This is a genomic window from Citrobacter sp. MGH110, from assembly GCF_001037515.1.
Classification (GTDB): Bacteria; Pseudomonadota; Gammaproteobacteria; order Enterobacterales; family Enterobacteriaceae; genus Citrobacter; species Citrobacter portucalensis.
This window is the reverse complement of the sequence record NZ_KQ089830.1, coordinates 2301325-2325308: the sequence shown is the minus strand read 5'-3', so window position 1 is coordinate 2325308 and position 23984 is coordinate 2301325. Positions and strand designations below refer to the sequence as shown.

Below are 23984 nucleotides of genomic sequence, written 5' to 3'. Positions count from 1 at the left end.
CGAGGAGAGGGAAAGCGTTATCAGAAGTGGGTGTTTACGCTCATGAACCACGTCCGGCCCGGTTCGTTATAGGTGTACGCGCCAGCGCCCGCCATATAGTCGCCAGTTTTGATATCACTGGTTGTTTGGGCATTACCTTCACGCCACAGACGTTTGTCGAAGACGTTATCCACGCCGCCGGTCAGGCTGACGTTTTTCGTCACATCCCAGGTCGCGCTCAGGCCGACGATGCTGTACGGACTCACTTCCTGGGCTGAACTGCCGGTTACTGGTTTACCCTGGTAATCATATTTCTTCGGCTGCTGTTTGCCGTACCAGGTAAAGGTGGATTGCAGTGACAAATCTTCACGCGCCTGCCAGCTCAGCGTTGAGTTCAGCGTGTATTCAGGAATAATCGACAAGCGTTCGCCGGTCTCTTTATTCTTACTTTGCAGCATGTAGGTAATATTGTTGGTCCAGGTAACGGTTTCGCTAACCGGTACGTTCAACGTCCCTTCCAGGCCTTCTACCACAGCTTTAGGTACGTTTTCCCACTGATAGATATCGGTGTAGGTTGTTGTTTCTTTACCCGTAGTCGGGTTTTTCTGGGTAATTGACGTTCTGCTTAGCGGTACAGTCCCCGCTTCGATCTTGTTACGGTAATCGTTGCGGAACCAGGTGACGCCGGCCAGCCAACCGTCACGTTTGAACTCCAGACCAATCTCTTTGTTGATACTGGTTTCGGCCTTCAGGTCATCGTTGCCCATCATGTAGCAACCAATGCCCGTCGCAGAACCGGTGGCATAGCAACCCTGGCCTTTGCTGTACAGAATATAGTTCGGGTTAGTCTGGTACAGGCTAGGTGCTTTATAGGCCCGTGCGATACCCATTTTCAGCGTAAAGTCGTCGGCCAGACCTTGGGACAGGTTCAGGGACGGGCTCCAGTTGTCGCCAACGACGCTGTGGTGGTCGAAGCGCAGACCCGGCGTCAACATGGTGCTGTCGGTCAGCTCCATGTTATTTTCAGCAAACAGGGAGAAAATTTCAGCCTGTGAATATGGGCTACGATCGGTGCTGCTGGCACCAGGTATGTTCCCGCCCATAAAGGTCTGGGTATTGGAACTCATGTCTTTCATACGCTGCTGGTTCCATTCGGTACCGAGCGTCAGGTTCTGGTTAACTAACAGGTCGAATGGAATGCTAATTTCGCTGTGCAGGGTGACATCCGCCAGGTCAGTGTCGGTAAATTGATTACTGTTAAATAACCCTTCAAGGCCACCTGCCAGACCTTCACCCAAACGGGAGTTACGGGTGTGTTCGTATTGCGCCCAGTTGCTGGTGGTAATGCCGTTGTCCCAGCCGCCGTTCCACGTCAGCGCATAGTTCTGGCGGTACATACGGTTGGTTTCTTTACCGTAGTATTTTTTTACCAGCCCGTTAGTTTTGTTATCGTTGTTGGTGTTTTGAGTGTCACCCGCATACAGGTTGCCCTGACGGCTGTAGCCAGCTTCAAACTCCAGCGATTGCATTGGGGCAAAATCCCAACGCAGCAGGCCGTTGATATCTTTGTTTTTTACCCCTTCACGACCCGCAGGCATCGTATCGGCATATGACCCTGTACGTGCTGACTGGTGACCGTCGTTAATGTCCCAGGCATCGGCCTGGGTTTTGTCGAGGTTACCGTTCAGGCGGAAGCTGAAATCTCCGCCCAGCGGTCCATTCAGACTAAAGTTGGTACGCTTGGTTGAACCTTCCTCTTTGTGTTCCGGGGCGTTGAAATAGGTATTCCAGGAACCATGCCACTCATCGCCGCCTTTCTTGGTGATGATGTTCACCACACCGCCAGCTGCACCATTGCCATAGCGTGCTGCGGCAGGACCGCGCAGCACTTCAATACGTTCAATCATTTCCGGAGCAACCCAGGCGGTATCGCCGCGGGTATCACGCTCGCCGCGCCAGCCCTGGCGTACGGAGTTACGGCTGGTAACCGGTTTACCGTCGATCAAAATCAGGGTGTTTTCTGGCCCCATGCCGCGAATATCGATCTGGCGGTTGTTGCCACGCTGTCCGCTGGTTGAGTTACCGGTCAGGTTAACGCCTGGCATGGTACGGATGATTTCCGACACATCGCGAGCGGGAGGGTTCTTACGAATTTCATCAGCGGTAATGGTTGAAACGCCCGGCGCCTGCAGGTTCTGCTGGGCGGCGGTAACGACGATGGTGTCTTCATGAGAGACAGCGACGCTATCGGTTTGATCTTCTGCCATTGCTGGCAGGGCTACCCCGTAAATCCCTAAATTGACCAATAAGGCCAATGAATGAATCTTGTTGTTCATTGTATGTCCTGCTGTTCTTTTAGCCACGAGTACCAATGTGCCGTGGTGCGGCATTTGGCCTGATGTCGCCCGCATCTGCGTAAACTATCCATTCCAGAAAAAGTACGCAGCGCCAGGTCGGTTTATAAGTGGTGAAAAACTGTACGCGCTTCCCACAGCGCGACAATACGCTATTGCAAATGCAAATAGTTATCAATAATATTATCAATATATTTCACGCTAGATCATAAAATTTCACAATAAACATGGGGTTATGGCTGTGACGACGTTAAAGATGGGAAGCGAGGCGTGGTGGCAGTCGAAAAAAGGCCCGGAGTGGGAGCGTGAAGACAACGGAAATTATCGGGTAACCTTCTGGTGGCGTGACCCACAGGGAACGGAAAATGAGTCAGCCATTCATCGCGTTTGGGTTTATATCACCGGCGTCACCGACCACCATCAAAATGCCACCCCTCAGTCGATGCGACGCATTGATGGAACAAATGTTTGGTGCTGGAGTGTTTCCCTCAGCGCTAACTGGCGTGGCAGTTACTGTTTTATCCCAACAGAGCGCAACGATATCTTCTCCTCGCTGGCGGCGGATGCTGCGCCTGACCGAAGCATACTGCGTGAAGGCTGGCGGCAATTGCTGCCACAGGCCATTGCTGACCCCCTTAATTCGCTGAGCTGGCAGGGCGGTCGTGGCCACGCGGTGTCTGCGCTGGAAATGCCGGAGGCACCCGTACAGCCAGGATGGGATCGACCTGAAAACCCAGATTCACCCGCAGTTTGCCTGCAATGGCATAGCGCCAGGCTCGGCAATTCGCGTCGCGTATGGGTGTTTACCACCGGTGATGCTCAACCCGAAACGCGTCCGTTGGCTATCCTGCTGGACGGACAGTTTTGGGCACAGAGTATGCCGGTCTGGCCTGCGTTGACTTCACTCACGCATCGCGGACACCTTCCTTCTGCCGTTTATCTCCTGATTGATGCCATTGATACGGCTCACCGCAGCCATGAGCTACCGTGTAATGCGGATTTTTGGTTGGCGGTGCAGGAGGAGTTATTACCACTGGTGAAGACAACGACCGCGTTTAGTGACGATCCGCAGCGCACCGTGGTGGCTGGGCAAAGTTTTGGCGGGTTGTCATCGCTGTATGCCGGGCTGAACTGGCCCGCGCGCTTTGGCTGTGTGCTTAGCCAGTCTGGCTCTTACTGGTGGCCGCATCGTGGTGGTCATCAGGACGGGGCGATCGTCGAGCAACTGAAAAGCGGGAAGGTGAGTGCTCAGGGGTTGCGTATTGTCTTGGAAGCGGGGATCCGCGAGCCCATTATTTATCGCGCTAATCAGGCGCTATATGCCCAGTTACCTTCTGCACCACAGTCTATTTTCTGGCGTCAGGTTGATGGCGGACACGATGCGCTTTGCTGGCGCGGCGGTCTGATGCAAGGGCTAATGACGCTCTGGCAACCGCTTACCGACACGATTTAACCGGACGATGTTCCACGACAGGAGTTGAGTATGGAATTCAGTAACCCCTTCGATAATCCGCAGGGCCAGTTTTACATTCTGCAAAATCCCCAGCGTCAGTTTAGCCTTTGGCCGCAGCAGTGCTCGCTTCCTGCTGGCTGGCAAATTGCTTGCGAACCTCAATCCCAGGAAGTCTGCCAACAATGGCTGGAAGCAAACTGGATCACGCTGACGCCCGCGAACCACATCGATGTGCAGGAGGCTCCATGACTCAGCGTTTACCGTTAGTGGCGGCTCAGCCGGGGATCTGGATGGCCGAAAAACTCTCCACATTGCCCTCGGCGTGGAGCGTGGCGCACTACGTAGAATTAACTGGCGAACTGGACGCGCCGTTGCTGGCAAAAGCGATTGTGGCGGGTCTGGAGCAGGCCGATACCCTGCGGATGCGGTTTAGCGAAGATAACGGTGAGATCTGGCAATGGGTGGATTCTGCGCTCGCCTTTGCGCAACCTGAAATTATCGACCTGCGCGAAAAATCCAATCCACATGAGGCGGCGCGTGCGTTGATGCAGGCAGACCTGCAGCAGGACATACGTGCTGATGGCAATAAACCGCTGGTTTTTCACCTGCTTATACAGGTGGGAGAAAAGCGTTGGTATTGGTATCAGCGTTACCATCATTTGCTGGTCGATGGCTTCAGTTTTCCGGCCATTACCCGCCAGATAGCCGCAATTTATCGCGCATGGCTACACGGCGAGCCTACGCCAGACTCGCCTTTTACGCCGTTCGCCGAGGTGGTGGAAGAGTATCAACAGTACCGTCAAAGCGATGCCTGGCAACGCGACGGCGCTTTCTGGAGCGAGCAGCGAAAGCAACTCCCGCCTCCTGCTTCGCTGTCGAACAATCCGTTGCCGGGACGATCGGCCAGCGCGGATATTATTCGTATGAAGTTAACCGCGCCTGAAGGGGCGTTTCGTCGGCTTGCGGCACGTATGCCTGATGTTCAGCGTGCGGATCTGGCCCTCGCGCTGGTGGCATTGTGGCTGGGACGTTTATGCAGCCGAATGGATTATGCCGCCGGGTTTATCTTTATGCGGCGCATGGGGTCGGCGGCGTTGACCTCCACTGGACCGGTTTTAAACGTACTGCCATTTGGTGTGAGGCTGGATGCGGCAGAAAGCTTGCCTGCGCTTGCACAACGACTGGCCGGACAGTTGAAGAAAATGCGTCGGCATCAACGTTATGATGCCGAACAAATCGTTCGCGACAGCGGGCGTGCAGCCGGTGCCGAGCCGCTGTTTGGCCCGGTGCTGAACGTGAAAATATTCGACTATCAGCTGAATATTCCCGGCGTTCAGGCGCAAACCCACACGTTGGCGACAGGGCCGGTGAACGATCTTGAACTGGCGTTATTCCCGGATGAAAACGGTGGGCTGAGTATTGAAATCCTGGCCAATAAACAGCGCTACGATGCAGAAACGCTGGCGCAGCATGCCTCGCGTTTAATCGGGCTTATCGAGCAGTTTGCCGACAATCCGGCGCTATGCTGCGGCGACGCCGGGATGCTGTTGCCAACAGAACATGAGCGGCTGGCGAAGATTAATGACACCACCGTCGAGATCCCGTCCACTACGCTGAGCGCGCTGGTGGCACAGCAGGCCGATAAAACGCCGGATGCCCCGGCGTTGGCCGATGCCCGCTATCAGTTTAGCTATCGCGAAATGCGCCAGCAGGTCGTGGCGCTGGCGAGCCTTTTGCGTGCACGCGGCGTCAAGCCTGGCGACAGCGTCGCCGTGGCATTACCGCGTTCCGTGTTCCTGACGCTGGCGCTGCACGGTATCGTTGAAGCCGGTGCAGCCTGGCTGCCGTTGGATACCGGATACCCGGACGATCGCCTGCGGATGATGCTCGAAGACGCGAAGCCAAAATTGTTGATCGCGACCAATGAGCAACTGGCGCGCTTTAGCGATATTCCTGGGCTGGAAAGTCTGTGCTATGACTCGCCCCTGCCAGCAGAAGATGCTGCTCCGCTGGCACTATCTCAGCCCAATCATACTGCCTATATCATTTTTACTTCCGGTTCTACCGGTAGACCAAAAGGGGTGATGGTTGGGCAAACCGCCATCGTTAACCGTCTGCTGTGGATGCAAAATCACTATCCGCTGACCGCGGATGATGTGGTGGCGCAGAAAACACCGTGCAGTTTTGACGTCTCGGTATGGGAGTTTTTCTGGCCGTTTATTGCCGGGGCAAAGCTGGTAATGGCAGAGCCTGAGGCGCACCGCGATCCGCTGGCGATGCAGCAGTTCTTTGCCCAATATGGGGTGACGACCACGCACTTTGTTCCCTCTATGTTGGCCGCTTTTGTCGCTTCACTGACGCCGGAAACCGCGCGGGAGAGTTGTGCCTCGCTGAAACGGGTATTTTGCAGCGGCGAAGCCTTGCCTGCAGATTTATGCCGTGAGTGGGAACAGTTAACTCATGCGCCACTGCACAATTTGTACGGACCAACGGAAGCAGCGGTTGATGTGAGCTGGTATCCGGCCTGGGGGGAAGACCTTGCTGCTGTAACCGGCAACAGCGTGCCGATTGGCTATCCGGTATGGAATACCGGTTTACGTATCCTGGATGCCATGATGCGCCCGGTGCCTTTCGGCGTGGCTGGTGATTTATATCTGACGGGGATCCAACTGGCGCAAGGTTATCTGGGCCGTCCGGATCTGACAGCAAGCCGCTTTATCGCCGATCCGTTTAACGTTGGCGAACGCATGTACCGTACCGGGGATGTGGCTCGCTGGCTGGAAAATGGCGCGGTGGAATACCTCGGGCGCAGCGACGACCAGCTTAAAATTCGCGGACAACGCATTGAGCTCGGCGAGATTGACCGGGTGATGCAGCAGTTGCCTGATGTCGAGCATGCCGTTGCCCACGCCTGCGTATTCAACCAGGCGGCGGCGACAGGCGGCGATGCGCGTCAACTGGTGGGGTATCTGGTGTCACAATCGGGTTTACCGCTGGATACGTCCGCGTTGCGGGAAAAGCTGCGTGAAAAACTGCCTGCGCATATGGTGCCGACGGTTTTGTTGCAGCTGGCGGAGCTACCGCTTAGCGCGAACGGTAAACTGGATCGTAAAGCGCTGCCGATGCCGCAGTTGACGTCGCGTACTTCCGGGCGCGCACCGCGAGCAGGGACTGAAACCACCATCGCGCAGTCTTTTGCGGCTTTGCTGGGTTGCGAGGTTAATGACGTGGCGGCAGACTTCTTTGCGCTTGGCGGACATTCGTTGCTGGCGATGAAGCTGGCGGCACAGTTGAGCCGGGTTTTTGAGCGTCAGGTGACGCCGGGGCAGATTATGGTGGCCTCTACCGTTGAACAACTGAGCGCTCTACTGGAGAGCACTGATGATGAGCACTCGCAACATATGGGATTTGAGGCACTGCTGCCGCTTCGTGAAAGTCACGGCCCAACGCTGTTCTGTTTCCATCCGGCGTCGGGTTTTGCCTGGCAGTTTAGCGTGCTGTCGCGATATCTCAGCCCGCAGTGGTCGATTGTAGGTCTTCAGTCGCCACGACCGGATGGGCCTATGCAGACGGCGGAAAACCTCGACGCGGTATGCGAACATCATCTGGCAACGTTGCTCAGTCAACAGCCTCACGGACCTTACTATTTATTAGGTTATTCGCTGGGCGGCACGCTGGCACAGGGGATCGCCGCGCGCTTACATGCCAGAGGAGAGACGGTTGCATTCCTCGGACTGTTGGATACCTGGCCGGCAGAAACGCAAAACTGGCAAGAAAAAGAGGCCAATGGGTTGGATCCAGCGGTACTGGCGGAGATCGAGCGTGAACGTGAAGCGTTTCTGTCGGCGCAGCAGGGGAATGCGTCAGAGGCTTTATTTAACGCAATCGAAGGCAACTATGCCGATGCGGTTCGCCTGCTCACCACGGCACACAGCGTGCCGTTTGCAGGTCACGCTACGCTGTTCGTTGCTGAGCGCACGTTAGTACCGGGTGTCAGTCCTGAACGCAGCTGGTTACCGTGGATATCCAGTCTGGATGTTTACCGCCAGGATTGCGCGCATGTTGATATTATTTCCCCTGCCTCATTTGAGGCGATAGGGCCTGTAATAAATGCACTGATTAATAAATCTGTGTAACAAGACGAATATTGCTATCGCGGTGATCGAACAATTCCATAATGTAAATAACATGTTATGGAATTGTTCTTTTTTATGCAATGCAAGGTGATGGAAGGGGTGAATAAATTCCGAATATAATTTTTGGTAGGGCGACAAGCACAAAGATTGTTTCGGATAATTCTGACTAGCTGGTAGACTTCTCCCACAGGAATGTTTTTCTTTTAGGAAAGTTTTCAGGTCACGCAACATGTCATCATTAAATATAAAGCAAGATAACGTTTCGGAATTTACTGGGTATCCTCAGCCAACGGCAAACGCAAATGAAATCGATTTAGTGAATCTAATCGAAATCTTATGGCGTGCAAGAACGAAAATTATAGCGACCGTTTTCGCCTTTGCTTGTGTGGGTATTCTGGTCTCTTTTCTGCTGCCACAAAAATGGACCAGTCAGGCCATCGTGACGCCGGCGGAAGCGGTTCAATGGCAGGGATTAGAGAATACGCTGACCAAATTGCGCGTGCTGGATATGGATATTAGCGTTAGCCGTGGTGATGTGTTTAACCTGTTTATCAAAAAATTCCAGTCGCCGTCATTGTTAGAAGAATATCTGCGCTCTTCGCCTTACGTAATGGATCAATTGAAAGGTGCTGATATCGACGAAATGGAGTTGCATCAGGCAATTGTCAGGCTCAGTGAGAAAATGAAAGCGGTTGATACTAACCTGGGTAAGAAGAACGAAACTTCGCTGTATACCTCATGGACACTGAGTTTTACCGCACCTCAGGCCGAAGAAGCCCAGTCAGTGCTGAAGGGATATATCCAGTATATTTCTGCCCTTGTGGTGAAAGAAACGCTGGAAGATATTCGCAATAAATTGTCCATCAAAACCAGTTATGAAAAAGAGAGACTGGAGATGGATCGCGTCAGGCTCAAAAACCAGTTGGAAGCAAATATCCAGCGACTGAACTACTCGCTGGAGATCGCCAATGCCGCCGGGATTAAAAAGCCGGTCTACAGTAATGGCCAGGCGGTGAAGGATGACCCCGATTTCTCTATTTCACTGGGTGCTGACGGTATCGAACGTAAATTAGAAATAGAAAAATCAGTAACGGATGTTGCTGAAATTAACGGTGAATTACGTAATCGCCAGTACCACGTTGAGCAACTGTTAGCGATGAATGTGGGTGACGTAACATTTACGCCGTTTAAATATCAACTTTCACCTTCGCTGCCGGTGAAAAAAGACGGTCCGGCTAAATCAATGATCGTTATTCTGGCCGCATTACTGGGGGGAATGGTGGCGTGTGGTGGCGTTCTGCTGAACTATGCCATGGTGTCGCGTAAGCAAAAAATGACGTTTATTGATCAGCAACTGGTGTGATGAATTGTCGTATGGCGGCAAGCTGGCCGCCATACTGTAACGCGTGTTATTTGTTGCGTCCAAGCGGCACCACTAACGGCGTTCCGGCAACCGGATCGTCGATAATCATACAGCGCAGTCCATAGATTTTTTCAATAAGCTGCGCGGTGACGATCTCCTTCGGTGCACCCTCGGCAATAATTTTTCCGTCACGCAGCGCGATCAGATGCGTTGCATAGCGACAGGCCTGATTCAGGTCGTGCAAAACGGCGGCCAGCGTATAACCTTTTTCCCGGTTTAGCTCACTCAGCAGTTCCAGCAGATCGATCTGATGACTGATATCCAGCCAGGTGGTGGGTTCATCGAGCAGCATAATCGACGTTTCCTGCGCCAGCACCATCGCAATCCATGCACGCTGACGTTGTCCGCCGGAAAGGGTATCCACACTTTGTGATGCCAGGTGGGTGATACCCGTCGCCTGCATGGCGTTTGAGACCGCAATTTCATCCTCTTGCCGCCAGCGGGTAAACAGCGGCTGGTGTGGGTAGCGTCCGCGAGCAACCAGCTCTTGTACCGTAATATCTCCCGGCGTGGTGGCGTTTTGCGCCAGCAAACCTATTCTGCGGGCGACTTCTTTGCTGGCATAGTGCTGAATATGCTCGCCATCGAGCCAGACCTTGCCGTGCGCGGGCGTCATCAGACGACTCAGCGTGCGCAGTAGTGTTGATTTCCCGCAGCCGTTTGGCCCGATAATCGCGGTGAAATGGCCGTCGGGAATCGATACATTGAGGTTTTCCGCCACGGTAAACTTGCCATAACCCAGCGTTAACTGGTCGCCACGCAAACGGGCTACTGATTCGATCATTTTTTGCGGGACTCCTGAATTAACAAGACGATAAGATAAATACCGCCGAGGCTTACGGTGACAACGCCCACCGGAAGCTGATAAGGCATAAACAGCTGTTGGGCGCATAAATCCGCCATCAGCAACAGCAACGCGCCGCACAGCGCCGACAGGGTTAATCCCCAGCGCGATGTACCGCTTATACGTCGCGCGATATGCGGCGCGACTAGAGCAATAAACGAGATAGGACCGGCCAGCGCGGTGGCGGCAGCGGTCAGTACTACCGCAACCAGCATCATCATTAGACGTGAACGCTCAACGCTGACGCCAAGCGCACAGGCGCTGTCATCACCCATTTCCAGTAAACGCATCCGGCGTACCAGCAGCGCGGCGCACACCAGCATGATGATAATCAGCGGGGCAGAAGGCCAGGTTTTGGCCCAGGTCAGGCCATTGAGCGATCCGGCGTTCCACAGCCCAGCCGTCAGCGCGGTTTCTAATGATGCTTTCAGCAGCAGCCAGGTGTTGAACGCCACCAGCATGGCGCGAATGCCGATACCAATAATAATCAGCCGGAAGGTGTCGATCCCATTGCGCCAGGCGAGTGCCCAGACCACCAGAGAAGTCAGGATCCCACCCAGCATGGCCGCCAGCGCGATAGCGGTGAGATGCTGTCCGAACAGCACCATTGCCACCAGCACACCGCTCCAGGCTCCGGTATTGAAACCCATCACATCCGGGCTGCCCAGCGGGTTACGCATCAGTGACTGAAATATTGCGCCGCTCACGCCGAGCGCCGCGCCAATCAATAGCGCCATGAGCACGCGTGGCAAACGCCATTCGGTCACCACCAGCGTAATACTGCGCGGCGCATCGCCGAGCAGGGCGGCAATAATTTGCTGGGTTTCCAGCGTAACAACGCCGCTACGCAGGCTCCACAAACCAATGACGAGACAACCTGCAACCAGCAGCAGGCTGCTGATTATCAGGCGGCGGGAGAGGTGCATCATGCGCCACCCCCGCGCGATTTACGGCGTACCAGAAAGATAAGCACCGGTGCACCGATAAACGCACTGACTACCGACACGCGCAGCTCGCCGGGGACAATCAGGCGACCGATTATATCGGCAATCAGTAACAGAGTAGGCGTTGCCAGTAGGGTTACGGGCAGTGACCAGCGGTGATCCGCCCCCACCAGCCAGCGCGCCATGTGCGGCATCATCAGGCCGATAAAGGCGATAGGACCAACAATCGCGGTCGCACTGCCGCACAGTACGGTAATAACCAGCAGGCCAATAAACTGCGTGCGAGCGACTTTACTGCCAAGCGCGGTAGCGGTGTCGCTGCCGAGACTCAGGCTATTCAGAGCGCGACTGAGGAACAGTGCGACAGCCGCGGCAATCAGTACCGGTACCAGCACAACTTTCAGCGTTTGCAGGCTGCGGATATCCAGTGAGCCGGCTTGCCAGAAACGCAGCTGATCGTAAACGTCCGGGTTGAGCAGGGCGATGCCGGTGGATAATCCTTCCAGCACCGCGCCCAGCGCGACGCCCGCCAGGGTCAGACGTACCGGGCTTAACTGCCCGCCGCCCTGACTACCGGTAAAAGCTACGATCAGCGATGCAGCCAGCGCACCGCAAAAGGCCATCAGCAGCTGTTCTTGCGCAGAGGAAAAGCCGAACAGCGCGGCCCCCAGCACAATAGCGAAGCTGGCGCCGGAGTTGACACCCAGAATGCCGGGATCGGCGAGAGGGTTACGCGTGAGCGTTTGCATTAGTGCGCCAGCCAGGCCCAGCGCACCACCGGCGAGCAGCCCCGCCAGAGTGCGCGGCAAGCGCGCGTCCAGCACGATGGTGCAATCAGCACTTTGACAACTGCCGGTGAGCGCATCCAGCACCACGGAGGCAGGTAGCGACTTGGCACCAATAACCAGACTTAATACCGTGGTGAGAACAAGTAATAACAATAGTCCGGGCACGGCGAAGGCGCGTGTCGCGGAAACAGAGCATGACATATCAACTTCCCTGATAATGATAGTAATTATCGTTATCGATCTTATTTGGATATGTTAGCATGTGCAGCCATCGAATGGATATTGAAAAAGTACCTGGTAAGGCTCTGTAATGAATCGACAATCCTGGCTGCTCAATCTCAGCCTGTTAAAGACCCACCCAGCATTTCGCGCTGTCTTCCTCGCCCGTTTTATTTCCATTGTCTCTCTGGGGCTACTCGGCGTGGCGGTTCCGGTACAGATCCAGATGATGACCCAGTCGACCTGGCAGGTGGGTTTGTCGGTGACGTTGACCGGTAGCGCAATGTTTATTGGCCTGATGGTGGGCGGAGTGCTGGCCGACCGCTATGAGCGTAAAAAAGTGATCCTGCTGGCGCGTGGAACCTGTGGTATTGGCTTTATTGGCCTGTGTCTGAATGCGCTGCTGCCCGAACCGTCGTTGCTGGCGATTTATCTGCTTGGCTTATGGGACGGTTTCTTTGCCTCGCTGGGCGTGACCGCTTTGCTGGCAGCGACGCCAGCGCTGGTTGGGCGCGAGAATTTGATGCAGGCAGGGGCGATTACCATGCTGACGGTGCGTCTGGGATCGGTAATTTCACCGATGCTTGGCGGGGTGCTGCTCGCGACTGGCGGCGTGGCCTGGAACTACGGACTGGCGGCGGCGGGAACCTTCATTACCTTACTACCGTTGCTGAGCCTTCCTGCGTTGCAGCCTCCGCCGCAGCCGCGCGAGCATCCGCTGAAATCGCTGCTGGCAGCATTTCGCTTTCTGCTTGCCAGCCCGCTGATTGGCGGCATTGCGCTGCTCGGTGGTCTGTTAACCATGGCGAGCGCCGTGCGTGTGCTGTATCCGGCATTGGCGATTAACTGGCACATGTCGAGTGCGCAAATTGGCCTGCTGTATGCGGCTATTCCGCTGGGGGCAGCCGTGGGCGCATTGACCAGCGGACAACTGGCGCACAGCGTTCGCCCGGGACTGATTATGCTGGCATCGACCGTGGCTTCATTTCTGGCTATCGGCCTGTTTGGCTTGATGCCCGTCTGGCAGCTTGGTGTGGTTTGTCTGGCGCTGTTTGGCTGGTTGAGCGCGGTCAGCTCTTTGTTGCAGTACACCCTGTTACAGACACAGACGCCGGAAGCGATGCTCGGGCGAATTAACGGTTTGTGGACGGCGCAAAACGTCACCGGCGATGCGATTGGCGCGGCGTTGTTAGGTGGTCTGGGCGCGATGATGACGCCGGTTGCTTCGGCAAGCGTGAGTGGATTTGGGCTGGTGATTGTCGGTCTGTTACTGCTGCTGTTGTTGGGAGAAGTGCGCCGATTCCGGCAGGTCCCTGTGAATGCCTGATCGCGTTGTGCTCTATGGTTTGTAGGCCGGATAAGGCGTGAGCCGCATCCGGCGCTGAACATTAAAACAGAGCCGACAGACGTTGCAGCAGCAGCGTGGCGCTGTAGTAGTCGAGACGGAAGGTTTCCGTACCCAGGGCGTAAACGCGTTTATTCTGCACGGCTGGCAGATGCGCCAGAAGCGGATTGGCGTAAATAGCGTCGACATCTTTGCTGTCGCCTGCAAACAGGAACAGCGCTTCGCCGTTCAGGCCTGCTGCCAGGTTCTCACCGCCAAGCTGGATGATATCGTGGCGTTTGCCCTGACTCTGGCTGGTGTGCAAGTTGGCAGGCAGCGTTGCCAGCGTGAACCCTAACTGCTCCATCAGCTTGCCTTGCGCTGACTCAGGCGTCCACAGGTTGGCGCTGTGCGCCGCGGCGGTATATACCAGCGCGCTGACCGGCTGTGGTGGCAGGGTAATATGTTGCTTAACCGCCTGAAGTTGCTTATCAAACTCGGCAATTCGCGCAGCTGCCTGTTGCTCCTGACCGGTAATTTCACCTAACTGGGTCAGCAGCGACTGCCAGCTTTTATCGTCGTAATTAATGATGAGCGTTGGCGCAACGGTGGACAGCTGATCGTATAGCGCGAGGGCAGAATCTCCCCCTGTGGCGCTTACCAGAATCAGATCTGGCATTTGAGCTGCGACGGCTTCGGCGCTCGGTTCGCCGATATACAGGCGGCTCAGTTTGCGTTCTTTTGCTACTTCGCTCCACTGACGTAAAAAGCCCTGCGCATCGCCGATGCGATTGTTCGGCGTAGTGGCACCGCTGGCAATGACTGGGGCATCAATCGCCAGCAGCGAGCCGGTGAGGGTCACGCTGGTGGACACAATTCGCTGCGGCTTATGCTCAAGCGTATGCGTGCCGCGGCTGTCAGTAACCTGACGCGGCCAGTCGGCGGCGTGACCTGAAGAAATTCCTGAAAGAGATAAACCTGCCAGTAAGAGCACGGTGCGGCAAAAAGAGGGGAGACTCACGAATTGGCTTCCTGTTATCAGTATGAGTAATGCTTCTCATTTTCATTGTTAGCGAGCAAGGATGCAAGCCAAAGTCGCACATTGTGCTACCACAAGAGTTGACATACCGCCGCTTTACTTTTAGGTTAGCGACCGAAAATATAAATGATAATCATTATTAGAGCCTTTATCATTTTTGGAGGATGATATGGATACGTCACTGGCCGAGGAAAAAACGCAGACTATGCCGACGCTCGCTCCCGACAGTTTTTTCTTTATGTCGCCGTACCGTAGTTTTACGACGTCAGGATGCTTCGCCCGCTATGCGGAACCGGCAATTGATGGCGATTCGCCAGACAGCCCTTTCCAACAGAAAATGAACGCACTGTTTGCTGATGCCAAATCGCAGGGCATCGCGAACCCTGTCATGGTCGGGGCGATTCCCTTTGATACCCGCCAGCCATCATCGCTGTTTATTCCCCAATCATGGCAGAGCTTCTCTCGTACGGCGAAGCAGCAATCATCACGTTACTTTACCGCGCATCAGTCGCTGAACGTCGTTGAACGTAAATCGATCCCGGAACAGGACTTTTTTGAAGATATGGTCGCCCGGGCGGCTGCGCTGACGTCCACTCCGGAAGTCGACAAAGTGGTGTTGTCACGCCTGATCGATATCACCGCCGATGCCAACATTGACAGCGGTGCGCTGCTGGAGCGTCTGGTGGCGCAAAATCCAGCGAGCTACAACTTCCATGTACCGATTGAAGACGGCGGCGTATTGATTGGTGCCAGTCCGGAACTGCTACTGCGCAAAGAAGGCGATCGTTTCAGTTCTCTGCCGCTGGCGGGCTCTGCACGTCGCCAGCCTGATGATGTGCTGGATCGCGAAGCAGGGATCCGCCTGCTGGCGTCTGAGAAGGACCGCCATGAGCACGAACTGGTGACGCAGGCGATGAAAACGGTATTGCGCGATCGCAGCCGTGAATTGCAACTGCCTTCTTCTCCGCAGCTGGTTACCACGCCGACGCTCTGGCACCTCGGCACGCCGTTTGAAGGTAAAGCCAACCCGCAGGAAAACGCCCTGACGCTGGCGTGCCTGCTGCATCCGACGCCTGCGCTAAGCGGCTTCCCACATCAGGTTGCGCGCAAGCTTATCGCCGAGCTGGAGCCGTTCGATCGTGAACTGTTCGGCGGTATTGTCGGCTGGTGTGATGCCGAAGGTAACGGTGAGTGGGTGGTGACGATCCGCTGTGCGAAGCTGCTGCGCAATCAGGTGCGTTTTTTTGCCGGAGCAGGAATTGTTCCAGCCTCTTCCCCGGTTGCGGAATGGCGTGAAACGGGGGCCAAGCTCTCCACGATGTTGAATGTTTTTGGACTGCATTAAGAGCCTTATTGACCAGGCTTCTGAGGAGCGATAATGAGTATTCCTTTCACCCGCTGGCCGGAGGAGTTTGCCCGCCGCTATCGTGAAAAAGGTTACTGGCAGGGTTTGCCGCTGACCGACATTCTGACCCGTCACGCAGAAAGCGATCATACGGCGGTAATTGATGGTGAACGCCATCTGAGCTATCGCCAGCTAAATCAGGCCGCTGACAATCTCGCCTGCAGTTTGCGTTGCCAGGGGATCAAACCCGGCGAAACCGCGCTGGTGCAACTGGGCAATGTGGCTGAGCTGTATATCACCTTCTTTGCGCTGCTCAAGCTGGGCGTAGCTCCAGTGCTGGCGCTGTTCAGCCATCAGCGTAACGAACTCAACGCCTACGCCAAACAGATTGAGCCGGCACTGCTGATTGCCGATCGCCAGCATACGCTGTTTAGCGGCGACGATTTTCTTAACGCTTTTGTGGCCGAACACAATTCAGTGCGCGTGGTGTTACTGCGTAATGATGAAGGTGAACACAATCTGCAAACGGCGATAAACCAGCCTGCGACAGATTTTTCCGCCACGCCATCGCCTGCTGATGAGGTGGCGTATTTCCAGCTTTCTGGCGGGACGACCGGGACGCCAAAACTGATTCCTCGCACTCATAACGATTACTACTACAGCGTGCGTCGCAGCAATGAGATTTGCCGCTTCACCGGGGAAACGCGTTATTTATGCGCAATCCCGGCGGCGCATAACTACGCCATGAGTTCGCCAGGCGCGCTGGGCGTATTCCTGGCCGGTGGCACCGTGGTGCTGGCGGCTGACCCGAGTGCCACTCTGTGTTTCCCGCTGATTGAACAGCATCAGGTTAACGTCACGGCGCTGGTGCCACCTGCGGTGAGCCTGTGGTTGCAGGCGATTGCGGAGTGGGGCAGTAATGCGCAACTGGCTTCGCTGAAACTGCTTCAGGTCGGTGGCGCGAGACTTTCTGCCACGCTTGCGGCACGTATTCCGGCTGAGATTGGCTGCCAGTTGCAGCAGGTCTTCGGCATGGCGGAAGGGCTGGTGAACTATACCCGTCTGGACGACAGTCCTGAGCGCATCATCAATACCCAGGGGCGCCCGATGTGTCCCGATGATGAAGTCTGGGTAGCAGACGCTGACGGCAACCCTTTAGCCCAGGGAGAGACCGGACGCCTGATGACGCGTGGTCCGTACACCTTCCGCGGTTATTTCAAAAGTCCTGAGCATAATGCCAGCGCCTTTGACGCCAACGGCTTTTACTGTTCCGGCGATCTGATCGCTATCGATCCGGATGGTTACATCACCGTTCAGGGGCGTGAAAAGGATCAGATCAATCGCGGCGGGGAGAAGATCGCCGCTGAAGAGATTGAAAACTTGCTGCTGCGCCATCCAATGGTTATCCATGCCGCGCTGGTCAGTATGGAAGACGAACTGATGGGTGAGAAAAGCTGTGCCTGGCTGGTGGTGAAAGAGCCGCTGCGCGCGGTGCAGGTGCGCCGTTTTCTACGCGAACAGGGCATAGCGGAATTCAAATTACCCGATCGTGTTGAGTGCGTTGAGTCATTACCGCTGACTCCAGTGGGGAAGGTAGATAAAAAACAATTACGTCAGTGGCTGGCATCACGTTCACTGGCCTGAAGGAGAAATAGAAATGGCAATTCCTAAACTGCAGGCTTATGCGCTACCAACGGCGCTCGATGTTCCGGTGAACAAAGTCGACTGGGCATTTGACCCTGAACGCGCCGCGCTGTTGATCCACGACATGCAGGATTATTTTATCGGCTTTTGGGGCGATAACTGCCCGATGATGGAGCAGGTCGTCGCGAACATCGCCGCGCTGCGCCAGTACTGCAAAGAGCATAACATTCCGGTGTATTACACCGCTCAGCCGAAAGAACAGAGTGATGAAGACCGCGCTCTGCTCAATGATATGTGGGGACCGGGCCTGACGCGTTCCCCGGAACAACAAAAGATCGTTGAGGCGCTGGCGCCGGATGAAGCGGATACCATTCTGGTGAAATGGCGTTATAGCGCATTTCATCGTTCCCCGCTGGAACAGATGCTCAAGGAAACCGGGCGTAATCAACTGATCATTACCGGGGTGTATGCGCATATCGGCTGTATGACCACCGCAACGGACGCCTTCATGCGTGACATCAAGCCGTTTATGGTTGCCGATGCGCTGGCGGACTTTAGCCGTGACGAACACCTGATGTCGCTGAAATACGTGGCGGGACGTTCCGGGCGTGTGGTAATGACCCTGGAATTATTGCCGACACCGGTCCCGACCAGTAAAGATGCGTTGCGCAGCGTTATTCTGCCGTTGCTGGATGAGTCTGAAGAGCCGATGGATGACGAAAACCTGATCGACTACGGGCTGGATTCCGTGCGCATGATGGCGCTGGCGGCGCGCTGGCGTAAGGTTCATGGTGACATTGATTTCGTGATGCTGGCGAAAAAACCGACCATTGACGCATGGTGGGCGCTGCTCTCCCGCGAGGTGAAGTAATGGCTGGATTTGATTTTGCCGGGAAAACCGTCTGGGTAACCGGCGCGGGTAAAGGGATTGGCTACACCACGGCGTTGGCATTTGCGGAGGCTGGTGCTGAGGTGACAGGATTCGATCGCGAATTTCCTCAGGATAACTACCCGTTTGCGACCGAAGTGCTGGATGTGGCGAATGCCGGACAGGTAGCTGAAGTGTGCCAGCGCGTCCTCAAAGCGCGCGAGCGTTTAGATGTGTTGGTCAATGCCGCAGGTATTTTGCGTATGGGGGCCACCGATGCGCTGAGCGCTGAGGAGTGGCAGCAGACGTTTGCGGTTAACGTTGGTGGGGCGTTCAATCTGTTTCAGCAGACGATGGCGCAGTTTCGTCGCCAGCAGGGCGGGGCGATCGTGACCGTCGCGTCGGATGCGGCGCACACGCCGCGTATCGGCATGAGTGCTTACGGCGCGTCAAAGGCCGCGTTGAAAAGCCTGGCGCTGACCGTCGGACTTGAACTGGCGGGCAGCGGTGTGCGCTGTAATGTGGTGTCGCCAGGCTCGACCGACACCGATATGCAGCGCACGCTGTGGGTTAGCGATGATGCGGAGCAACAGCGCATTCGTGGATTTGGCGAGCAGTTTAAACTCGGGATTCCGCTGGGGAAAATCGCCCGGCCGCAAGAGATCACCAACACTATTTTATTCCTCGCTTCCGATCTGGCCAGCCACATTACGTTACAGGATATCGTGGTGGACGGCGGTTCCACACTGGGGGCATGACGATGATCTGGAAGCGTCATTTAACGCTGGATGAACTCAATGCCACCAGTCAGAACACGATGGTGGCGCATTTAGGCATGGTCTATACCCGGCTGGGTGATGATGTGCTGGAAGCCGAAATGCCGGTGGATAGCCGCACGCATCAGCCATTTGGCCTTCTGCACGGCGGCGCATCCGCGGCCCTGGCGGAAACGCTGGGTTCAATGGCGGGTTATCTGATGACCCGCGACGGGCAGTGCGTGGTGGGGACGGAACTCAACGCCACGCATCATCGGGCGGTATCGCAAGGGAAAGTGCGCGGTGTCTGCCAGCCGCTGCACCTCGGGCGTCAGAGCCAAAGCTGGGAAATCGTTATCTTTGATGAACAGGGACGACGCTGTTGCACCTGTCGTTTAGGCACTGCAGTGATGGGGTGAAGATAAGCGCGTCGTTTAGACGCGCTTCGTGACACCGGTTACCAGCTATAGCGCAGATTAAAACTCCCGTTGAGATCGCGGTAGTCGTTATTACCTTTCTGACCCGCCGCCTGGACGCTGACGTTCCACTGGCTATTGAGATTCGCCTGAATTCCCACTTTTAGCTCGCTGCGATCGGCAGGAAGATCCTGTTTTACCGTTGCGTTATCAAATGATACGGCCAGATCGTCGGTGGAGTGTAGCCAGTTAATCTCTGCGAATGGCCGGACGGTTGCATCGACGAATGAAAGCTGGCTGTCAATTCGAAGGCCAATACGTGTGGTCCAGCTATCGCCATTTTGCCCGTCTATGCGTGTACCGTTTGTCTCAACGCTATCTGCCTCGTAGCGTTGCCAGATAACCTGCGCCTGTGGCGTCAGGCTTACTGTGTTAGCGCTGCTCAAGTTAATGTTGTAGCGGTAACCGCTTTCCAGCGAAATCGCGTGAGCCAGGGAGTCGTAATGCGTTGAACCGGCATTGCCATTCTCGACGCTGTTATTGTAGAAGCCATACTGATACCACGTATCAACATACCAGCCGCGATGTTGCCGGGCATCAGAGAACCAGGTGGCATACGCGCCAAGATTGTAACCGTCGATATCGCCTGTGGCTGTAAACTGACTGCCATCCGCGCCGCGATTTCCGGTGCTGTCGGTACTGCCGTCAAGGTAACTGGCCATCAGGCCAAACGTGATGCTTTGCTGATCATCGCGCCAGGTTGCAAGGTCGCTGCCAAGCTGAAACTGGGTGTAATCGCTATCCATGTCGATATTGCCATTTACAGCCGATGTGTCCGTTTTTCCGCCTTTCATTCGCGCCCAGACGCTTCCTTCGGCCGAGCGGTACTGGCTCCCTTCACGATCGAACAGCGTTTGCATCTGCAGGCTACGCGCCAGCCATTGGTTGCCCAGATAAGCGCCTATATCGGCGCGATATTGTGGATTTGACGGAGTAACGTTGCTGCCGCCGTCATCAGGATCAACCGGTGTGACGTCGCTACCGCCGTCATCAGGATCAACCGGTGTGACGTCGCTATCGCCGTCATCAGGATCAACTGGCGTCACGTCGCTGCCGCCATCGTCAGGGTCGACAGGCGTCACGTCGCTGCCGCCGTCATCAGGATCAACTGGTGTCACGTCGCTGTCGTCAGGATCGATCGGAGTGACGTCATCATCCGGGTCGTCGGGTGTTTCTGCTTTGGAACGCAAATACCAGCTTTCGTTATCTTCATACAGACGATACTCATACAGGCCGATTTGAATCTGATTGCCAAGAGAAAATGCGTCATCCGATGATATCCCTCCGACGTCGACAATCTCGATACCTTGATCGGTATATGCACCCACGCCATCCACATTATTGATGTAGAGCGTGGTGCTGCCGTTAACATTACCCGAGACAATGAGCTGGTCGGTTGGTGAATTATCATCGCCTAAACTGGCGTTAAGTGAGAGCTGACCGCCGTTGCCCGTGTAGTCGCCGTTGATGATTAACGCATTCCCGGGAGTCGTGCTACTGCTGCGGATTACACCTTGATTGGTTACGTTACCATTAACGATAAACTGGCTATCTGGCGTTGTACGATCACCAAAGCTTAGCAGGCCGACGTTGTTCACAGCACCGTTGATTACCCCGTTACCGCCGAGAGTGGCTCCAGCTTCAACATCGATGCTCTGCTTGCTCCCTTCAGAGCCAATAGCGCCAGAACTAGTCAACCACAGCGTTCCCTGCTGAATGTCTGTGATTCCGCTCCAGGTATTCTTTGCGGTAAGGGTGAGCGTGCCGTCTCCTTTTTTGGTCAGACTTTTACCGTCCCATCCCGTGGTGGCGTTGGGTGAGGTATCTGCAAGCAACCCATTGACGGTAAATGTCTGGCCCGCGTTCAGGGTGAACGTACCGTGTGCAGGCGTAGAGACCGCGGCGGAGTCTCCGGCGTACCAACTGAGCCCCACGCCCAATTCATATTGGGTATTATCAAGGGCATTAACCTGACCAGAAATCGCGATATAGTCGGGCAGGGTATCCGGATCGGTTGAGATCGAAGCGAAATCGCTCACGATTGCGGAGTTGGCATCAATTAGCGTAACCGTGTCGATGTCTGCCAGTTGATTGTCTGAGGTCAGCGCGTTGAGATCCAGCGCATTACCCGAATTGCTGATGTGTAGATCGCCGCCAGGATTAACCTGTCCGCCGGTAATTAGCGGGTTAGCGGACTGACTGGCCAGCGCCGCGGCGCTTAAATCGACGCTGAGAATACTGCTTTCTTTCAGCGTGACCTCATCAGCATGCACAGTGCTGTAAGTTCCGGCTGTGTGGTCTGCCGCCAGCTCAAGGGTTCCTGCGTTGGTCAGCGTCGTGAGCGTGGAATCATCGGTAACCCGCCACTGGCTCTGCTCGGCAAGGTTAAGATTGAGGATTGAATCAATCCCCTGAGCGTTGAAGCTTTCATTAACCGAGGTTGCCCCAGCGAAATAAGAATCCGCGTCCATATTGAGGTTGATATATCCCCAGCCGCTGTTAATGATGTCGCCGGTTATGGTCATTTTCCCTGAGCCATTTACCGTCCCGCCAGGTAGAACATTCCCGCCCGAAGAAACTTTCGGATTCCAGATGGCAACGCCGCCGTCGGCGATAATGGTGGTATCGCCCGTCAGATTCACGATACCGCCTTCTTGCATCACCACGCCGTAACCACTGCCGTTAGCGCCGGTCATATCAATGGTCAGATTCTCACCATTGATGATGCCTGCATGGGTAAAATCCCCATCGCCGATGGCCCAAAGACCGTAAGGATTTTTACCGCTCATGATGATATCCGTATTGGATATATTGATCGTCGCGCCACTGTATTGGGCTGATGCGCCATAGCCGTTAACCGCGTAGATAGTGTTTCGCTGCTCTGCGGAACCGTTGAAATTTATGGTTGTCGGTGCGCTGTAAGGGGTGTTGGCCACAATACCGTTGGTCGTGTGGCCTGTGGAATTTCTTCCATCAATGCTGCTGCCTTCACCAATGTTGGCGACGGCGGCATGCATGCTGCTCATTAGTGTAAGAGCGGTGGACTGCGCGGTCGTGACGGTCAGATTTCTGGCATTGAATTCACTGTATCCTCGGCCGGTCAGGTAAATTGTTGATGCAGTCCCGTTTGCGCTAATGGCGCTGTCTGACCCTAAATCAACCACGCCGCCTTCTATTCGAAGCCCTTCCGTCTTCTGGCCGGTGACGTCAATGGTGAGGTGGTTGGCTTTTACTGTTCCGATGGCATCATCTTTACTGGTTGCCGAATAATCCTCAACAATCATCCCGTATCCTTCGGAGAAACCGTGCACGGTGATGGTGGAATCATTGCCAAAATCCACGTTGCCGCTGATGTCCGCGCCTGTACCGTTTGCGCGCTCGTTAGAGGTTGTGGAAAGGGTGATATCAAGGTTATCTGCCGTAAAATAACTTTGTGAACCAGAAACAAGTCCATATGCCGTACCTCCAGGCGTTGAGAGCGTAATTGCGCTGTTCTTGCCCAGATTAATTTGGCTGTATTGCCCCTCCTGGATACCATAAATCGTGGTGCCTGTTCCTGTCTCTGATACGGTGAAATCAATGTTCAGCCCGTTCGCGTTAACCTGGGTGTTTTTTCCAAGATAGAGCGCGCTGCCGCCGGCTGTGCCGCTGGTTAATTCTATGCGGCTGTCATCCCCAAAATTGAGCGTGGTACCATTTGCCCAGTATGTGTCGATACCTACAGCCTTACCGGTTGCATCGGTGTTAACCTGGATTAATCCAGCGTTCATGGTTAACGTATTATTGTCGTCATAGAAATAGACACCCGTCGCATTACCATTTTGGGATTCGGTGATAATTTTACTCTTGTTGCCGAAGTTCAGCGTGGTGTTTTCTGTATGAACGTTAATTCCGTAAGCATCTTTTTTACTGATGGTGTTAATTGATATATTCTCGGCGTCTATATTTGTGCCTGGACTGGTGTTGTTAATATAAAGACCTGTGGTTGATGCTGCTTTCGCCGTTCCTGTGTCTGTAACGTTAATCTGTGTACCGGTACCTAAATTATTATTGGCGCTGTTATCAAGTTTTACCCCAATAGAACCACTATCACCGATAACGTTAATGGTGGTTTTACCATTAATCTGTACGCCTTGCCCCCCTGAGGACAGACTTTCGATACCCGTGGTTCCATCGACAGATGTCACGGTATCGCCATCATTTAAGTTGATGGTTTCACCGCTAAGCGGGCCGTAGTCGCTGGCATGAACGCAATTTGCCATTAATCCAACTGCCGATAACACCAGGCCTGCGACGGTTGCACGAACCCGTTGATCGCCCTGCGAGAGTTCTGACGTCACCACAAACATATTTCTCGCGATATTCCAGACGATGCGATAGCATTTATTCATAA

General features: G+C 54.9%; 16 protein-coding genes. 10 read left to right on the top strand and 6 right to left on the bottom strand.

Features of this window, described 5'->3' with window-relative positions:
- Positions 1-20: 20 nt before the first annotated feature.
- Positions 21-2315: a TonB-dependent siderophore receptor gene (locus tag SK38_RS11140; RefSeq protein ID WP_048235914.1), complete on the bottom strand. Its 2295-nt coding sequence runs from the start codon at positions 2313-2315 to the stop codon at positions 21-23.
- Positions 2316-2568: 253 nt separating this feature from the next.
- On the opposite strand from SK38_RS11140, the gene fes reads away from it, so the two are divergent.
- From fes to wzz(fepE), 4 genes are all read left to right on the top strand, one after another.
- On the top strand, positions 2569-3786 hold the full coding sequence (gene fes / locus SK38_RS11135) for an enterochelin esterase (RefSeq protein ID WP_075553048.1): 1218 nt from the start codon (positions 2569-2571) through the stop codon (positions 3784-3786).
- Positions 3787-3816: 30 nt separating this feature from the next.
- Positions 3817-4035: an MbtH family protein gene (locus SK38_RS11130; protein WP_048235913.1), complete on the top strand. Its 219-nt coding sequence runs from the start codon at positions 3817-3819 to the stop codon at positions 4033-4035.
- The gene (gene entF, locus SK38_RS11125; protein WP_048235912.1) at positions 4032-7922 is read left to right on the top strand and encodes an enterobactin non-ribosomal peptide synthetase EntF; all 3891 of its coding nucleotides are present in this window, start codon (positions 4032-4034) and stop codon (positions 7920-7922) included. The genes SK38_RS11130 and entF overlap by 4 nt, the downstream gene beginning before the upstream one ends.
- Positions 7923-8151: 229 nt before the next feature.
- Positions 8152-9285, top strand: coding sequence for an LPS O-antigen length regulator Wzz(fepE) (wzz(fepE), locus tag SK38_RS11120; RefSeq protein ID WP_048235911.1), 1134 nt, complete (start codon positions 8152-8154; stop codon positions 9283-9285).
- 46 nt (positions 9286-9331) lie between these two features.
- Here wzz(fepE) and fepC read toward each other — a convergent pair whose 3' ends face one another.
- The 3 genes from fepC to fepD are packed head-to-tail and all read right to left on the bottom strand — an operon-like array spanning position 9332 to position 12122.
- Entirely contained in the window at positions 9332-10129 is a 798-nt protein-coding gene (fepC, locus tag SK38_RS11115; RefSeq protein WP_032941813.1) for an iron-enterobactin ABC transporter ATP-binding protein, read from the bottom strand.
- On the bottom strand, positions 10126-11118 hold the full coding sequence (gene fepG, locus SK38_RS11110) for an iron-enterobactin ABC transporter permease (RefSeq protein WP_008784056.1): 993 nt from the start codon (positions 11116-11118) through the stop codon (positions 10126-10128). The genes fepC and fepG overlap by 4 nt, the downstream gene beginning before the upstream one ends.
- On the bottom strand, positions 11115-12122 hold the full coding sequence (gene fepD, locus SK38_RS11105; protein ID WP_032942654.1) for a Fe(3+)-siderophore ABC transporter permease: 1008 nt from the start codon (positions 12120-12122) through the stop codon (positions 11115-11117). The genes fepG and fepD overlap by 4 nt, the downstream gene beginning before the upstream one ends.
- A 109-nt stretch (positions 12123-12231) precedes the next feature.
- On the opposite strand from fepD, the gene entS reads away from it, so the two are divergent.
- Entirely contained in the window at positions 12232-13467 is a 1236-nt protein-coding gene (entS, locus tag SK38_RS11100; protein ID WP_048235910.1) for an enterobactin transporter EntS, read from the top strand.
- 61 nt (positions 13468-13528) lie between these two features.
- On the opposite strand, the gene fepB is transcribed toward entS, so the two are convergent.
- Positions 13529-14485 (bottom strand): Fe2+-enterobactin ABC transporter substrate-binding protein, encoded by a 957-nt coding sequence (gene fepB / locus SK38_RS11095; protein WP_048235909.1) that lies wholly within the window; start codon positions 14483-14485, stop codon positions 13529-13531.
- A 187-nt stretch (positions 14486-14672) separates the two neighbouring features.
- Between fepB and entC the strand changes: the two genes are divergently transcribed.
- From entC to entH, 5 genes are read left to right on the top strand one after another with little or no spacing between them, the layout of a single operon-like run.
- The gene (gene entC / locus SK38_RS11090; RefSeq protein ID WP_048235908.1) at positions 14673-15848 is read left to right on the top strand and encodes an isochorismate synthase EntC; all 1176 of its coding nucleotides are present in this window, start codon (positions 14673-14675) and stop codon (positions 15846-15848) included.
- Positions 15849-15881: 33 nt separating this feature from the next.
- Positions 15882-17492, top strand: coding sequence for a (2,3-dihydroxybenzoyl)adenylate synthase EntE (entE, locus tag SK38_RS11085; RefSeq protein ID WP_048235907.1), 1611 nt, complete (start codon positions 15882-15884; stop codon positions 17490-17492).
- A 13-nt stretch (positions 17493-17505) separates the two neighbouring features.
- Positions 17506-18363: an isochorismatase gene (locus SK38_RS11080; protein ID WP_048235906.1), complete on the top strand. Its 858-nt coding sequence runs from the start codon at positions 17506-17508 to the stop codon at positions 18361-18363.
- Positions 18363-19118, top strand: a complete 756-nt coding sequence (gene entA / locus SK38_RS11075) for a 2,3-dihydro-2,3-dihydroxybenzoate dehydrogenase EntA (protein WP_032942661.1) — start codon at positions 18363-18365, stop codon at positions 19116-19118. Before SK38_RS11080 ends, entA begins: the two co-directional genes overlap by 1 nt.
- Before the next feature lie 2 nt (positions 19119-19120).
- Positions 19121-19534: a proofreading thioesterase EntH gene (gene entH / locus SK38_RS11070; protein WP_032944336.1), complete on the top strand. Its 414-nt coding sequence runs from the start codon at positions 19121-19123 to the stop codon at positions 19532-19534.
- 38 nt (positions 19535-19572) lie between these two features.
- Here the strand turns inward: entH and SK38_RS25305 are convergent, their stop codons facing one another.
- Complete coding sequence (locus SK38_RS25305) at positions 19573-23982, bottom strand: autotransporter outer membrane beta-barrel domain-containing protein (RefSeq protein ID WP_048235905.1); 4410 nt, start codon at positions 23980-23982, stop codon at positions 19573-19575.
- Positions 23983-23984 lie beyond the last annotated feature (2 nt).